Source organism: Citrobacter sedlakii NBRC 105722, assembly GCF_000759835.1.
Classification (GTDB): Bacteria; Pseudomonadota; Gammaproteobacteria; order Enterobacterales; family Enterobacteriaceae; genus Citrobacter_A; species Citrobacter_A sedlakii.
Genome location: NZ_BBNB01000008.1, coordinates 26,675 through 44,887 on the forward strand (window position 1 = coordinate 26,675; position 18,213 = coordinate 44,887).

The following is an 18,213-nucleotide window of genomic DNA, read 5'->3' on the forward strand; positions in this document are numbered from 1 at the left end:
ACCCAATACTTCAAATAAATATTTTTTCTTCTTCTTAATCGCCTGAATAACATTACAGTTTATGCTTGTAATGACTTCCCCTTGCACGACAACCCTCCCTTTAAAACCTTATATTACAATTACATAAATTGTCATGCCGCTTTGCTTTAACCGTTTTCCATCCAGTAAAGTCCAACTCTGAGAATATATTTTAGTGAACCTAAGCAGATCGTTAATATTACTTAAGTTGCAGAAAGAGATCTTTCTGGCTATATCATCTAATACGAAAGTACCAGTACATAAAAACAAAAGGTTATTCAGCACACAACAAGCCGCCATCCGAACGACCAGTAAACAGAAATCATCCGCGAGAATTCATCATAACGATGAACGAGGGCGCTCGTCTGCGTATTTTCCTGATGGGTGATTTTAAAAAATAACGCACTGCGCAAGCTATCAGGAGTGAATATATGCGTCTTCTCGCCGTTGTATCCAAGTTGACGGGCGTTTCCACCAATGTCGAAGCCTCTGAAGTCACACTTAATACCCCTTCCATAGTGAAGTTAAGCGCGCAACGTGAAGAAATCAGCCAGCTTGCTCGCGTTAATCAGGATTTGGTCATTACTTTTCATTCCGGTGAAAAGGTGACCATTAAAAATTTCTACGTCACTAACGATCAGGGCGCGAGCCAGCTGGTGCTGGAAGACGACAACGGAGCCTTGTGGTGGGTAGAGAACCCGGAAGCAGGACTGCAGTTTGAGCAGATCTCATCCATCGATGAGCTGTTAATCACCGCAGGCGGCGCAAATGAAGGCGCCGCTATTTGGCCCTGGGTACTCGGCGGCGTAGTCGCTGCTGGCGGGATCGCGGCAATCGCCGCATCGGGCGGCGGCGGAGGGGACGATGATGACGACAATGGCAGCGGTAACCCGGGCGGCGGTACAGATAATGGCGGCGGAGGCATTACCAACCCTCCACCGGGAAGTGTTGATACCACCCCGCCCGCATCGCCACTGATCACCAGCGCGCTGGATGCCGTTGCTGGCATCACCGGCTCCATTCAAAATGACCAAACCACAAACGACAACCAGCCTGTGATCTCCGGTACTGGCGAAGTTGGGGCCGTTATTACCGTTTATGACAATGGTCAGGTTCTCGGTACAACAACTGTAGACGCCTCGGGCAACTGGAGCTTCAAACCACCGTCTGCGCTCGCCGATGGCGAACATGAACTGACGGTTACCGCAACGGACAAGGCGGGCAATACCAGCATCGTGTCTGGCGATTTTACTTTTGTTGTGGATACCCTGGCTCCTGGCGCGATAACAGATCTGGCGATCTCCGCAGACGGGCTTGTGATCTCAGGGAACGCGGAGGCCGGCAGTACGGTAACCATTACCAATAGCGATGGTACGGCGCTGGGTACGGTAACCGCAGACAGCAATGGCAAATTTACTTTAACGCTCACGCAAGCGTTACAGAACGGAGAAGCGCTGACGGCTATCGCGATGGATAAAGCAGGGAATAGCGGACCTTCCGGCACGGTTACTGCGCCGGACTCTACCCCGCCACAGCCTGCCGGTAATCTTGACGTTTCAGACGACGGCACCACCGTCACCGGCACCGCAGAGCCGGGCAGTACGATCACTATTCGCGATCCGGCGGGTAATCCCATTGGTCAGGGCAAAACGGATGACCAGGGGAACTTCAACGTCGTGCTGGATACGCCGCAGACCAACGGTGAAACGGTGACCGTTGTCGTCACCGACACGGCAAACCTGACCAGCCCTCCGGCAACCGCCGTCGCGCCGGACACCACCCCGCCGCAGCCTGCCGGTAATCTTAACGTTTCCAATGACGGTACCACCGTTACCGGCACCGCAGAGCCGGGCAGCACCGTCACCATTCGCGATCCCGATGGCAATCCCGTTGGTGAGGGCGTAACGGATGAGCAAGGGAACTTCAGCGTCGATCTGAACACGCCACAAAAAAACGGCGAAACGCTCGCGGTGACCGCCACCGATGGTTCAAACAACACCAGTCAACCAGCCAACGTACAGGCGCCCGATATCACCGCGCCGCAAGCGCCGGTAGTGGTATCGATTGTTGATGATGCAGGCGATGTGAAAGGGGATCTGACCGCCGGGCAAAGCACCGATGATAATCAATTAACCTTCAGCGGGACCGGTGAGCCTGGCGCGACTATTACCATTCTGGACGGAGGGACGGCGTTGCCGGGGAGCGTTATTGTCGGCAGCGACGGTACATGGACGCTCACGACACCCGTCCTTGAAGACGGCAACCATAACTTTACCGTTACGGCGACCGACGCGAATAACCAGACCAGTACACCGTCCCCTTCTGTCACGCTTACGGTAGATACCAGCGCACCCGATGCGCCGTTTATCACCTCGCCGACCACTCCGGCGGCAACCAATCAGCCAGAATTACCCATTATCGGCACCGGCGAACCGGGCAGCACCGTTACGTTGTCTGATGGTAATACGGTTGTCGGCACGGCGGTGGTTGATGGCGACGGCAACTGGACAATAACGCCTGCTCCGGCGCTAACGGAAGGCTCGTACACGCTGACCGCGGTCGCCACCGATCCGGCGGGTAACCAGAGTGAGCCTTCTGCGCCGATTGTTCTGGAAGTTGATACCACCCCACCTGCGACTCCCGAAAGCGTGGTCATTTCTCAGGATGGCGGCACGGTGACCGGTACGGCGGAAAACGGCAGCACGGTGATTATTCGTGATGCCGATGGCAATATTATTGGTTCCGGCGTAGCGACAGACGGCACGTTCTCCATTGCGATCACGCCTGCGCAAACCGGCAACGCCGGGCTGACGGCCACTGCCCAGGATACGGCGGGCAATACCAGCCCTGCGGCAAACTTCAACGGCTCCGGCAGCGGACTGCCGGTTATCAGCGCTGTGGTCGATGATGAGGGTAGCGTCCTGGGCGATCTGAGAAGCGGGCAAACCACCGATGACACCCTGCCCGGCTTGCGCGGTACCGCCACGCCAGATTCAACGCTCAATGTACTGGTCGACGGCGTAAATGTCGGCACGGTAACCGTTGATGGCACCGGGAACTGGGTCTGGACGGCAACCGCGGCGCTGGGTGAAGGTACACATACCTTCCAGGTTGTTGACAGTGCGAATGCGGAAAATGCCTCGGCGGTGGTGAATATCACCGTCGATCTCACCGCACCGGTTCAGCCAGTCATCGGCAGCGTAACGGACGATGTCGCGCCGGGCACCGGTACGCTTGCCAGCGGCGATACCACCAACGATTCACGCCCGGCCCTGAGCGGTACCGGCACCGACGGCGAAACGATCTCCATTTACGATGGCGCCACGCTGCTCGGGCAGGTACAGGTGGAAAATGGCGTGTGGAACTTTACGCCGCCCACAGCGCTGGGTGAAAGCAGCCATAGCCTGACCATTACCGCCACCGATGCCGCAGGCAACGTCAGCGCGCCGTCAGCGGCGTTTGAGGTGGTTGTGGATACCACCGCGCCGCTCGTACCCACCATTACCTCCGCCACCGATGACAGCGATCCGCAGACCAGCATCATCAGCGACGGAGGCAGCACCAACGACACCACACCGACTTTTAGCGGCAGCGGTGAAAATGGCAGCATAGTCACTATCTTCGACAACGGCGTCAGGATCGGCACGGCCACCGTGACCAACGGTAGCTGGAGCTTTACCCCCTCCACGTTCAGCGACGGAACACACTCCATAACCGTCACCGCTACCGACGCGACAGGTAACATCAGCGCCCCTTCCGGGACGTACACCATCACCGTGGATACGATTCCGCCACTGCCTGCCGGTAACCTGGATGTTTCCGATGACGGCGTCACGGTCACCGGTACAGCCGAAGCAGGCGCCACCGTGACCATCTACGGCAGCGACAGCGCACCGCTGGGTAGCGCAGTGGTTCAGGATGATGGTACGTTCACCGTTACCCTGAACACGCCGCAGACCAACGGTCAGATTGTGACCGCAATTGTCACCGATCCGGCAAACCAGGAGAGCACGCCAGCCTCTGTTACCGCACCCGACACCACTCCGCCGCAGCCTGCCGGTAATCTTGATGTTTCCGATGATGGCGTCACGGTCACCGGGACCGCCGAAGCCGGTACTACCGTGACCATCTACGCCAGCGACAATACGCCGCTCGGTTCCGCGCTGGTTCAGCCCGACGGTACTTTCACCGTTACCCTGAATACACCGCAGACTAACGGCGAGATTTTAACCGCTATCGTCACCGATCCGGCAAACCTGACCAGCTCTCCGGCCACCACCACTGCGCCTGACACCACCGCGCCGCTGGCGGCGGGTAATCTGGATGTTTCCGATGATGGCGTCACGGTCACCGGGACCGCCGAAGCCGGTACTACCGTGACCATCTACGCCAGCGACAATACGCCGCTCGGTTCCGCGCTGGTTCAGCCCGACGGTACCTTTACCGTCACGCTCGACACACCGCAAACTAACGGCGAGATCTTAACGGCTGTCGTCACCGACACGGTGAATCTGACCAGCCCACCGTCGACGACCATCGCGCCGGACATCACTCCACCGCAGCCAGCCGGTAATCTTGATGTTTCCGATGACGGCGCCACCGTCACCGGCACTGCCGAACCGGGCAGCACCGTCACCATTCGCGATCCCGATGGCAATCCGCTGGGCCAGGGCACTACGGACGATCAGGGGAATTTCAGTGTCGACCTCGACACGCCGCAGACCAACGGCGAGACCTTAACCGCTGTGGTCACCGATCCGGCGAACCTGGAGAGCACGCCAGCCTCTGTTACCGCGCCCGACACCACCGCGCCGCAGCCGCCATCGAACGTGGAGGTGTCCGCGGATGGCAGTTCCCTGACCGCCACCGCCGAGCCGGGCAGTCGGATCACCGTTAAAGACAGCGAAGGCAATACTCTGGCGGTATCTGATCCGGTTCCGGCGAACGGCACCGTTACCGTTTCGCTCACTCCTGCCGTGGTTAATGGCGAAACCCTCACGGTGACCGCCACCGATGGATCAAATAACACCAGTCAGCCCACCAGCGTGCAGGCACCCGATATCACCGCGCCGGAAGCGCCGGTGGTGGTATCGATTGCCGATGACTTCGGCGGGGTCAACGGTAACCTGGATACCGGGCAAAGCACCGATGACAACCGACTGACCTTCAGCGGTACCGGTGAACCGGGAGCGACCATCACCATTTTGAACGGCGGCGTGCCGCTGTCGGGTACGGCTATCGTAGACCCTGATGGCAACTGGACGCTGACCACAGACGTTCTCCCTGATGGTGAGTACACCTTCACCGCCACGGCAACCGACGGACAGGACCAGACCAGTCCCGCGTCCGATGCCGTCGTCATTACGGTCGATACCACCGCGCCTACGGCGCCGGTTCTGACCATTACCGACAATACCGGGGAAATTACGGGCGAGCTGACCAATAACGCCGTCACCGACGCCACGCAGCCAGTGCTGAGCGGAATCGGTACCGCCGGAGACATCATTACGGTGTATGACGGCACAACGGCGATTGGCACAACCGAAGTCACCAACGCCGGTACGTGGAGCTTTACCCCGGCGCCAGCGCTCAGCGAAGGCAGCCATACCCTCAGCGTCACCGCCAGCGATCCGCTGGGAAATACCAGCACGAACTCCGCCGCAATCGTCATTACCGTCGATACCACCGCCCCCGCCACCCCGGCGCTGACCGTGGCCGACGGTGATGATGCGCCGTTAAGCAACGGCCAGGCGACCAACGAAACACAGCCGGTTCTCAGCGGAACGGGAGTCAACGGCGAGCGCGTTACCATTTACGACAAGGGTGTTGAGGTGGCCACCGTCACGATCGCCGACGGCGCCTGGGAATATCCTTCCGCCGTACTGGGCGAGGGTGAGCATGTGTTTACCATCACCGTGACCGATGCGGCAGGCAACGTCAGCGCTCCCTCCGCGCCAACCGGTATCGTGGTGGATACAACCGCGCCAGCAACGCCGAACCTGACGATCACTGATAACGTCGGCAGCCAGACGGGCTCGCTGGATAACGCGCAGTTCACCGACGATACGCTGCCGCTGCTGAGCGGAAGCGGCACCGCAGGCGACACCATCATCATTACCCTTGACGGCGTGGCGCTACCGCCGTTAATCATCGATAACGCCGGTAACTGGAGCTATCAACTGACGACGCCGCTGACATCGGGTGACCACATCATCTCGCTGACCGTCACCGATCCAGCGGGAAACAGCACCACATCGCCGGATCGTATCGTGCGCGTGGACGCCCAGGCGCCGACCACGCCAACCCTCACGGTTAATGAGGACGGCGGGCCGCTGAGCAACGGCGGCCAGACGAACGATACCACCCCGACCCTGAGCGGAACGGGCGAAACGGGGAGTATCGTCACCATACTGAATAACGGCGTGGCGATCGGTACGGCAGAAGTCATTGGCGGTGCCTGGAACTTCACGCCGACCATTCCACTTGCCGAGGGCAGCTACAGCTTTAGCGTCACGGCGTCCGATGCAGCCGGGAACATCAGCCCGCCGTCGGCTGAGTTTGATTTAACGGTCGATACCCGCGCGCCCGATGCGCCGTTTATCACCTCACCGACCAGCCCAGCGGCGACTAACCAGCCTGAACAACCCGTCAGCGGCACTGGCGAACCGGGCAGCACCGTCACCCTCTCCAGCGGCGCAACCGTGGTCGGCACGGCGCTAGTTGATGGCGACGGCAACTGGACAATTGTCCCTGACGCGCCGCTTACCGAAGGTTCCTATACCCTCACGGCAGTCGCCACCGATCCGGCAGGGAATGCGAGCCAGCCTTCCGCCCCGATCACCTTAAACGTTGACCTTACCCCGCCGGCAACACCGCAGAACGTACTGATTTCTGACGACGGCGGAACGGTAACCGGCACTGCGGAAGCAGGAAGCACGGTGATCATCCGTGACAATAACGGCAACGTGATCGGCACCGGCGTGGCGACGGGCGGCAACTTCAGCATTGATGTCACCCCGGCGCAAACCGGCACCAACACCCTGACAGCCACCGCACAGGATGCGGCAGGTAACCTCAGTATTCCGGCTGACTTTGCCGGATCCGGCACGGGGCTGCCGGTGATTAGCGCCGTGGTCGACGACGCAGGCGGCGTGCAGGGTGATGTGCGTGACGGAGAGACCACCGATGACACGTTGCCCGGCCTGCGTGGTTCCGCTACGCCAGGTTCAACGCTCAATGTTCTGGTCGACGGCGTGAATGTCGACACAGTCACTGTCGACGGCACGGGCAACTGGGTCTGGACAGCCACCGCGGCGCTGGGTGAAGGCGAGCATACCTTCCAGGTAGTCGACAGTGCAGACTCAAGCAAAGCCTCGGCGGTGGTTACCATCACCCTCGACCTCACCCCGCCCGCTCAGCCAGTCATCGGCGGCGTGACGGACGATGTCGGGCCGGGTACCGGCACGCTCACCAGTGGCGACACCACTAACGATGCGCGCCCGACCCTCAACGGTACCGGAACCGACGGCGAGACGATTTCGATTTACGATGGCGCCACACTGCTCGGGGTAACGCAGGTGGTCAACGGCGCATGGACCTTCACCCCAACTGCCGCGCTGGGCGAAGGCAACCACAGTTTGACCATTACCGCCACCGATGCCGCAGGCAACGTCAGTGCGCCGTCAGCAGCGTTTGAAGTGGTTGTGGACACCACCGCGCCGCTGGCGCCAGCGATCACGTCGGCTACCGATGACAGCGATCCGCAAACCGGCATCATCGCCAACGGCGGCAGCACAAACGACACCACGCCAGCCTTTACCGGTAGCGGTGAAGAAGGCAGTACCATTACGTTCTACGACAACGGTGTAAACATCGGCACTACGACCGTGACCAACGGTAGCTGGAGCTTCACGCCGCCTGCGCTCAGCGCCGGAACACACACCATAACCGTCACCGCTACCGATGCGATCGGTAACGTCAGCGCCCCGTCTGCGGGGTATACCGTTACCGTGGACACCGCCGCGCCGCGTGCGCCGGTGATCCAGAGCGTCACTGACGATACCGCTCCTGCCACCGGCGTACTGGCGAACGGGCAAAGCACTAACGACAGCCAGCCGACCTTCCAGGGGACGGCGGAGCCAGGCGCAACCGTCACCCTCTATGATGGCGCCACCGAAATCGGCAGCGTCGTCGCTGGCACAGACGGCAGTTGGTCGCTTTCTCCGGACAGTCCGTTAAGCAGCGGCCTGCATAACCTGACCGTTACGGCGACGGATGCCGCAGGGAACGAAGGTCCGGCGGCATCCTTCACTCTGACCGTCGATACCCAGGCGCCATCGGCGCCGGTCATCAGCGCGGTCACCGATGATGTCGCCCCCAACAGCGGCACACTGGCAAACGGACAAAGTACCAACGATACGCGCCCAACGTTGTCCGGAACTGCCGAAGCCAACAGCACCGTCAACATTTTTGACGGTACGACCCTGCTCGGCACTGTGCAGGCAGACGGCACAGGCGCCTGGACCTTTACGCCGCCTACCGCACTCGCCAGCGGTTCGCATACCTTTAACGTGACCGCGACCGATGCCGCAGGCAACGTCAGCCCCGGCGCGGGATTTAGCCTGGTGGTGGATACCGTCGCGCCCGTGGCGCCCGCCATCGTCAACGTGACCGATAACGTCACGCCGGGTACGGGCGATCTCACTAACGGCCAGACCACCAACGATCCTCGTCCCGTCATCACCGGGACGGGCGAGCCGGGTAGCACCATTAACGTCTTCGACGGCAGCGTCCTGCTTGGCACTGCGGTAGTCAACGAAGGTGGTAGCTGGAGCTACAGACCAGACGGGCTGGCGCAGGGGACGCACACGCTACGGGTGACAGCCACCGACAGCGCGGGCAATACCGGTCCGGCATCGGCAAACTTTACCCTGACGGTCGATACCGCCGCGCCTGTCGCTCCGGTTATCAGCAGCGTGACCGATGACGCAGGCCCGGTGACCGGCAGCCTGACCAGCGGTCAGTCCACCAACGATACGCGCCCCACCTTTACCGGGACGGGCGAGCCCGGTACCACCATCAGCGTTGCGGATAACGGCGTGCCTATCGGCACGGCGACAGTAGGCAGCAACGGCGCCTGGACCTTTACCCCAACCAGCGATCTCGGTCAGGGCACGCATCCGCTAACCTTTACCCCAACGGACGCTGCGGGCAATACGGGTCCGGCGGCCAGTTTCACCCTGGCAGTAGACAGTGTCGCTCCGCTGGCGCCAGCGATCACCTCGGTGGTGGATGACAGCGCACCGCAGACCGGCAACCTGTCGCCCAATCAGAGCACTAACGACACCCGTCCGACGCTTAACGGAACGGGAGAAGCAGGCACCACGCTCACCTTCAGCGATAACGGAACGGTCATCGGCAGCGTCGTCGTGAGCGCCAACGGGACATGGAGCTTTACGCCAACCACGGCACTCGGCAACGGGCCGCACACGCTTTCCGTGAGCGCCACTGATACGGCGGGCAACGTCGGCCCATCCAGCAGCTTCAGCCTGACGGTGGACACCCAAACGCCAGCCGCACCGGTCATCACCACGATCCTTGATGACGTCAGCAACAACACCGGCGCAGTAGGCAGCGGGCAAAGCACCAACGATACGCTGCCGGAACTGCGCGGCACCAGTGAGCCGGGGGCGTTTATCAATATCTACGATGGCGCAACCCTGCTTACGCCGACGCCGATTCAGGCGGATGCGAACGGGGCGTGGAGCTTTACGCCGACGACTGCGCTGGGCGAAGGGTCGCATAGCTTTACGGCCCAGGCCACCGACGCGGCGGGCAACGTCAGCCCGGCCTCGGCAATCTCCACCATTGTTGTCGATACCACGCCGCCTGCCGCGCCAGCGAACCTGGCGGTGGTCGCCAACGGCACCAGCGTAACCGGTACGGCGGAAGCGGGCAGCACGATTACCATCACCGGCAGCAACGGCACGGTGCTGGGTACCGGCGTCGCAGACGGCTCCGGCAATTTCTCCATTGTCATCACGCCGGCGCAGGTTGGCGGAGAAACCCTGCAGGTGGTTGCCCAGGACCGGGCTGGCAACATCGGAACGGCAGGCAGCGTCGAAGCGCCATTTACCGGTCTGCCAGGCGCACCGGTGATTGTCTCACTGACCGATGAGGTGGGTTCAATCACCGGGCTGGTGGCCAACGGTCAGGCGACTAACGACGCCACACCGCTGATCAACGGCACCGCACAGCCATCCTCAACCATCACCATCTACAGCGACGGCGTGGCGATTGGCACCACCACTGCCAACGCCCAGGGGAGCTGGTCGTTCACCCCGCCTGCCGGTATGGCTGACGGGGCGCACGCGCTGACCGCCACGGCAACCAACGCTAACGGCACCGGCACCTTTTCTTCCACCTTTAACGTCACGATAGACACCGTGACGGCTGCGCCCACCGGCAGCATCAGCGCTGACGGCGCCAGCATCAGCGGGACCGCCGAAGCGGGCAGTACGGTCACGATCACCCTCAGTACCGGCGAGACGCTCACCACCACTGCCAACAGTAGCGGTAATTACACCCTGACTTTCGACCGCAAACAGACCAGCGGGGAAAATATCAGCGTCAGCGCCACTGATGCGGTTGGCAACGTTTCAACCACCACCCAGGTTCAGGCGCCAACGCTCCCCATCGCCGCCAGCGATAACGTGGAGAACCTGACCATCACCACCGACGCCACCGTGACCACCAATGACTACAGCGACTACGGTTTGCTGCTGGTAGGCGCGCTCGGCAACGTGGCGAACGTGCTGGGCAACGATACGGCGGCGGTCGAGTTCACCGTCCAGGACGGCGGAAGCGCCAATCTGGTGATCGACGCCAGTACCACCGGGGTGGTGCTCTCGCTGCTCAATACCCAGGAAGTGGCGATCCAGAAATACGATGCGGCCACTAACTCGTGGACAACGGTCATCGACACCGCTCAGGCACAGTTCGCCAACCTGCTGACGCTGGGCAGCAGCGGCGTAACGGTGAACGTCACCGGATTAGAGGGCGGAACCTATCGGGTGCTGACCTATAACACCGCTCTGCTGGCGACGGGCTCTTACACTGCGCTGAACGTCAACGTCGAGCAGACCAGCGCAGGCGCCATCACCAGCGCGGAAACGCAAACCGGTAACGTACTGAACAACGACAGCGCGCCGCAGGACACCGTAGTGACAATGGTTACCAGCACTAACGGCAACAGCGTTACGCTCGGCTCCGGCAGCAGCGTCCTTCAGGGCGTCTACGGGACACTGACCATCAATCCGGACGGCAGCTACAGCTACGCGCTGAACCCGAACAGCCCGGCATCGGTGGTCGGTCGAACCGAAAGCTTCACCTACACTATCACCGGCGGCGGTAATACAACCTCGGCGAAACTGGTGATCACGCTGGGCAATGAGACTCCGGCCAGCAGCGTTACGGCTGTCGATAACGTCGCTACCCTGCCCTATGACACGCTGGTGGACGCCGTTAACAATGGTCCGTCTTCGCAGGGTGGTTTTACCGTGGTGAACGTTAGCCTCGGCAACGTGCTGGATGTTGGGGTGCTCGACAGACTGAGTAACCCGATAATCTTCGACGTTGAAGAAGGCACGACGCGTACCATGACGCTGCAATCATCGATAGGCGGCGTGGCGGTGGCGTCGAGTTTTGACCTCTATATCTATCGCTTTAATGATATCACCCAGCAGTTTGAACAGTGGCGGGTAGAGCGAAACTGGCTGAACGCGCCGCTCCTGGGCGGTCAGTCCAATCCGTTGACCCTCAACCTCCCGGGCGGTGAATACCTGTTCCTGCTGAACCCGTCATTTGGCATCACGGCGCTGACTGGCTATACGCTGAACATCCTTGAGGATCATGTTTACAGCGTAGAAAGCCTGAGCACCACCACTCAGGGCAACGTGCTGAACGACGACGTCGCGCCAGACGGAACGCTGGTGACCCAGGTGAACGGCGTCGCGGTGGCACAGACCGGCACCACAACGATTGTGGGTGCCTGGGGCACGCTGACCATTGATGCGCAGGGGAACTATACCTACACCCTGAAAAGCGGCCTCGGAGCCGACAGCACCTCCACGCCGGACAGTTTCGTTTATACGGTCAGGGCGCCAAACGGCGATACTGACACCGCTTCACTCAATATCCAGCCAACCGCCCGCGCGCTGGATGCCGTGAACGATGTCAGCGACACCCTGATTGCGCCGTCGGTGCAGGATACGGTGAGCTATCTGGACAGCTCTGTCGGCACAGCAAGTTGGGGAGCGTTTGGCAGAACCGGCAGCGGTAGCGGGACCTTTGACGTCGCGGCTGGCACAATTCTGAAAGGCGCAGCGATAGTCTTTAACGTTTCCACGCTGATCACACTCGGCAACCTGACCATCACCTGGACGGTGCTGGAAAATGGCGTAGTGATTCGCACCGGCACCGTACCGGTTTCCAATATCACCCTCGGCGGCGCCACGGTAACCGTCAATCTCACCGGGCTGGAGCTGGACGGCGGCACGTATACGCTGAACTTCACCGGTAACAACACTCTGGTGGGGGCTGCGACCATTACGCCGCGCATCACCGGTACCACAGTCGATCTGGATAATTTCGAAACCTCCGGTACGCATACCGTCAACGGCAATATCTTTGACGGCAGCGACGCCTCTGGCGTGCTGGATCAACTGAACACCGTCGATACGCGTCTGACGGTAACCGGTTTTAACGGCAGTACCGCGACGCTGGATCCGTATTCCAGCGGGACGACCACCATTCAGGGGCAGTACGGCTCGCTGCAAATCCGCGCTGACGGCTCTTATACCTACACGCTGAACAACGGCGTCGCACTCTCATCTATGTCCACGAAGGAGACCTTTACCTACAAACTGGATGACACCCGTGGTCATACCGACACCGCCACCCTGACGGTAGATATTGCTCCACAGGTCGTCAGCACCACGCAGAACGATGTCCTGGTGGGATCGGCCTACGGCGACACGTTGATCTACAACCTGCTTAACGCCAGCAGCGCGACGGGCGGAAACGGTACGGATACGTGGAGAAACTTCTCGCTGACGCAGAGCGACAAAATCGACATTGGCGACCTGTTGGTGGGCTGGAACGGAGATAACGCCACGCTCGGCAGTTATCTCAACGTCAGCACCAGCGGCGGCAACACCACGATATCCATCGACCGCGACGGCGCGGGGAGCACGTATCAGTCAACGGCACTCGTCACCCTGGAGAACGTACAGACCACGCTCAATGAGCTGATTGAACAGAACCATATTGTGACCTGATAAGTACAAAAAACGACAACACAACGACCCCGGGCGCACGCCCGCCCGGGGCAAAAAGCAGCTTAGGGAAGTAAAAAAATGGGAAAACGACAGCTAACAGGTTGGTGGCTGGCGGGACATCTGTGCGCGTTCCCGGCGATTGCCGTCGAGGAACCGCCCCGCATCGCCCCACAGCAATGGGTTGAGCAGCAGGAACTGCCCTCGCTGAATGGACCAATGCCGCTCACCGGCGACAGCGCCGCGCCCGGCGAACTTACCCTTTCTCAGGCGGTCAATCGCGCCGTCTCCTGGCATCCGTCGATCGCCGAAGTGATCGGCAAACTGTATGCCCAAATCCAGCAGGTGGACGTCGCCAAAGCCAAATATTATCCGCAGATTAATGCCGGGATGAATAACGGGTACACCAACAGCTACTCCGACAGTGGATTCAGCCCGTCGCTGGTACTTTCCCTCTCGCAAATGCTCTACGACTTCGGCAAAGTCGCCAGCCAGGTGCGGGCGGAAAACGCAGGCGTCGCGCAGGAGCAGGCGAACGTACTGGTGAGCATTGATAACGTCGGCCTTGAGACCGCCTCCACCCTCGTGCAAGTGCAAACCTGGCAACAAATGGTGGAAGTGGCTAAAGAGCAACTCGACGCCCTGAGCAGCATCGGCAGACTGGCGAACCAGCGTAACGACGAAGGCGCCAGCTCGCTTTCCGATGTGGTGCAGACCGACGCGCGCATTGAAGGCGCGCGCGCCCAGCTTGTCCAGTATCAGGCCAACCTCGAAAGTTCGCAGGAGACGCTGAAAACCTGGCTGGGCTGGAAAAACCTCAACGCCATTAGCAATGAATTCCCGGCGATGCTCAACCGCAGCTGCGAGCAGGCCACGCCGGATGACAAACTTGTGCCCTCAGTGCTCGCCGCGTGGGCGCAGGCCAACGTCGCTCAGGCGAATCTGGACTACGCCAACGCGCAAATGACGCCGACAGTCTCGCTGGAGCCGGAAGTGCGTCATTACCTGAACGATAACTATTCGGGCAGCGCCTCCATCGACCGCACCCAATATTCGGCATGGGTGAAAGTGGAGATGCCGATTTATCAGGGCGGGGGCTTAACCGCGCGTCGCAACGCCGCCAGCCATGCAGTGGAATCCGCCCAGTCCGCCATTCAGCGTACCCGACTGGATGTCCGCCAGAAATTGCTTTCCGATCGCAGCGAGGCAATGAATCTGGCGACATCGTTACAGATCCAAAAGCGCCAACAGACGCTGAGCGAGCGGACGCGGGAACTGTATCAACAACAATATCTCGATCTCGGTTCACGCCCCCTGCTCGATGTGCTGAATGCCGAACAGGAGGTGTATCAGGCCCGCTTTGCGCAGATCCAGACCGAAAGCCAACTGCATCAGCTCCAGCTTAACTGCCTGTACAACAGCGGACAGATGCGCCGGGCGTTTGGCCTGGAAAACCGCACCATTCAGTCCGTGGAGATCCAGCCATGATCCATGCCGACATTCCGGCCAATGAGCCGATTAGCGCAGAGGCGCTGGCCAACTGGGCGCGAGCGATGAGCCATATCGCCGCCCATTATCGGATCGCCTGTTCTCCTGGCGCGTTGCAGGCCAGCGCGCCGTGGTTTAAAGATAAAGCGATGCCACAAGCGCTTACCCAGTTAGCCCGCCAGGCCGGCCTTTCTTTTCAGCCGCTGACGCCAACCGGGCAATCCCTCAGCCGCTGGCGACTGCCGGTAGTCATTCAGCTTCAGGATGGCGAACTGGTGCTGGTGGAACAGTTTGATGGCGATAACCAGCTCGATGTCTGCTTTGTTAATGGCGACCTGCAACGTAACCGGCTCGCCCTGAGCGAACTGCTGCCGACCATCCGCTTTATCATCGCGCTACGTCCGCTTTCGGCAGTGAAGGACAGCCGGGTAGACGCCTATGTCTCACGTTTCCGTCCCGACTGGCTGAAAAGCCTGGTGCTGAAAGATCTGCGTCCTTACGGCCCGGTGATGCTGGCGGCGCTGTTGATCAACATCTTGTCCCTGTCCGGGATCGTTTTTTCCATGCAGGTTTATGACCGGGTGATCCCGGCGCAGTCGTGGCCATCGCTGTACGTGCTGGCGGTAGGCGTGCTGATCGCAATGCTGTTCGGTTTTTTGCTGCGACTCGCGCGTGGACATGTGATGGATCTGCTGGGCAAACGCGCCGACATGCGGGTTTCCGATCGCGTGTTCAGCCACGCGCTGCGCCTGCGCAACAGCGCGATCCCCCGTTCGACCGGCAGCTTTATTTCTCAACTGCGCGAGCTGGAACAGATCCGTGAAATGGTCACCTCCTCTACCCTTTCCACGATCGTCGATCTGCCCTTCTTCTTTCTGTTTATTGTGGTACTGGCGATCATCGCCCCGCCACTGGCATGGATCGCCCCGGTGGCGGCGCTACTGATGATACTTCCCGGCCTGCTGCTGCAAAAAAAGCTCGCGGTGCTGGCGAACCAGTCGGCGCACGAAGCTACGTTGCGCAACGCCGTACTGGTGGAGAGCGTGCAGGGGCTGGAAGACATTAAGCTGATGCAGGCAGAGAACCGTTTTCTGCAGCAGTGGAACAGCTACATCCGCATCACCGCCGAGTCGGGCCTGCGTACCCGTGAACTGTCGCAGGGGCTGATCAACTGGGGGGTGACGGTGCAGGGGCTGGTGTACGCGGCGGTGGTCATGTTCGGCGCGCCGCTGGTGATCGACGGCACGCTGACCACCGGCTCGGTCGTGGCCGCCTCGATGCTCGCCTCCAGAATGATCGCCCCGATGGGCAATCTGTGTGGGGTGCTGGCTCGCTGGCAGCAGGTTAAGGCCGCCAAAAAGGGGCTGGACAGCATTATGGAGCTGCCCACCGAGACCCAGCGTGACGAGACGCTGGTACATCAGGATATCTTCCACGGCCATTATCTGTTTGAGAACGCGCAGTTTCGCTATCACAGCGAAGATCAGCGGGTACCGCTGCGCATCAACCGGCTGGAGATTGCCGCCGGTGAGCGCATAGCCGTGCTGGGGCGCAACGGCGCGGGGAAGTCGACGCTGCTACAGGCGCTGGCGGGCGGCGTGGATCTGGTCGAGGGCGATGCCCGTCTCGACAACATCAGCCTGCCGCACATTGATATGTCGGACTTGCGCCGCAACGTTGGCCTGCTCAGTCAGAACGCCCGCCTGTTCTTTGGCACCCTGCGCGAGAACCTGACGCTGGGCGCGCCGCACGCCAGCGATGACGAGATTTTTTCCGCGCTGGCGATCTGCGGCGCGGCGAACTTCGTAAAACGTCTGCCAAAAGGACTGGATCATCCGATTATGGAAGGGGGGACGGGCCTTTCCGGCGGGCAACGCCAGTCGATTTTGCTCGCACGGATGCTACTGCGTTCGCCAAATATCGTCCTGCTTGATGAACCCACCGCCTCGCTGGACGAGCATGCCGAGCGCGAGTTTATTCAACGTCTGGGGCAGTGGCTCGGCAATCGCACGCTGGTTGTTGCCACCCATCGCGTACCGGTGCTGGAACTGGTGGAGCGGGTGATCGTGCTCAAAGAAGGGCAACTGGTCATGGATGCGCCTAAAGCTCAGGCGCTGGGACAGAGTCGAATGGCCGCACAGGCTAACGCACGGGAGTGGAAAAATGAAAACCAGTCAGCCTGATCCTACGCTTGACGCACTCGACGACAGCCGCGAGCGAGAATTTTCAGGGGCCAGCCGGATCATCTGGCTAACCGGCATTTTGTGCCTGCTGTTGGCGATTTGGGGATGGTTTGGCGTGCTGGATGAAGTATCGACCGGCACCGGGAAAGTGATCCCCAGTTCCCGTGAACAGGTATTGCAGTCGCTCGACGGCGGCATCCTCGCGGAACTGGTTGTGCATGAGGGCGATCAGGTGCAGGCCGGTCAGGTGCTGGCGCGCCTTGACCCGACACGTTCCGAATCCAACGTCGGCGAAAGTGCCGCCCGCTATCGCGCGTCGCTGGCCTCCAGCCAGCGTCTGACCGCAGAGGTGAGCGACAAACCGCTGGTCTTTTCCGACGAGCTGAAAGACTGGCCGGAACTGCTCGCCTCGGAAACGCGGCTTTATAACAGCCGCCGCGCCCAGCTTGCCGATGCGCAGTCAGACCTGAAAGAGGCGCTGGCGCTGGTGAATAAAGAGCTGGCGATTACCGAACGGTTGGCAAAAAGCGGCGCCGCCAGCCACGTTGAAGTACTGCGCCTGCAGCGGCAAAAAAGCGATATCGGGCTGAAGCTGACCGACTTGCGCTCACAATATTACGTCCAGGCGCGCGAGGCGCTTTCCAAAGCCAACGCGGAGGTCGCGATGCTCGCCGCGATCATCAAAGGGCGGGAAGATTCGGTAACGCGCCTGACCGTGCGCTCGCCGGTTCGCGGTATCGTGAAGAACATCCAGGTCACCACCATTGGCGGGGTTATCCCACCAAACGGCGAGATGATGGAGATTGTGCCGGTCGACGATCACCTGTTGATTGAAACCCGCCTGTCGCCGCGCGATATCGCGTTTATTCACCCAGGACAACGCGCGCTGGTGAAAATTACCGCCTACGATTACGCCATTTACGGCGGGCTGGAGGGCGTTGTAGAAACCATTTCGCCGGACACCATTCAGGATGAGGTCAAACCGGAGATCTTCTACTATCGCGTCTTTATCCGCACCGAACAGGACTATTTGCAGAACAAGTTGGGTCGACGTTTTTCCATCGTTCCCGGGATGATCGCCACCGTAGACATTAAAACGGGTGAAAAAACCATCGTCGACTATTTAATCAAACCGTTCAACCGGGCCAAAGAAGCGCTGCGCGAACGCTAACTGCCTGACGGACAGCAAA

The 18,213-nt window shown here is 60.4% G+C and carries 4 protein-coding genes; all 4 read left to right on the forward strand.

The genetic code is table 11. The features are described 5' to 3' along the window. Nucleotides 1–449: 449 nt before the first annotated feature. Nucleotides 450–13,355, forward strand: a complete 12,906-nt coding sequence (locus tag CSE01S_RS23080; RefSeq protein ID WP_042288303.1) for a BapA/Bap/LapF family large adhesin — start codon at nucleotides 450–452, stop codon at nucleotides 13,353–13,355. 78 nt (nucleotides 13,356–13,433) lie between these two features. Beyond that, nucleotides 13,434–14,840: a TolC family outer membrane protein gene (locus CSE01S_RS11420; protein WP_042288305.1), complete on the forward strand. Its 1,407-nt coding sequence runs from the start codon at nucleotides 13,434–13,436 to the stop codon at nucleotides 14,838–14,840. Then, nucleotides 14,837–17,023 carry a type I secretion system permease/ATPase gene (locus CSE01S_RS11425; RefSeq protein WP_042288308.1) on the forward strand — a complete coding sequence of 729 codons (2,187 nt, stop codon included), beginning with the start codon at nucleotides 14,837–14,839 and terminating at the stop codon, nucleotides 17,021–17,023. Before CSE01S_RS11420 ends, CSE01S_RS11425 begins: the two co-directional genes overlap by 4 nt. After that, nucleotides 17,004–18,194 carry a beta-barrel domain-containing protein gene (locus CSE01S_RS11430; RefSeq protein WP_042288310.1) on the forward strand — a complete coding sequence of 397 codons (1,191 nt, stop codon included), beginning with the start codon at nucleotides 17,004–17,006 and terminating at the stop codon, nucleotides 18,192–18,194. Before CSE01S_RS11425 ends, CSE01S_RS11430 begins: the two co-directional genes overlap by 20 nt. Nucleotides 18,195–18,213: the final 19 nt, after the last annotated feature.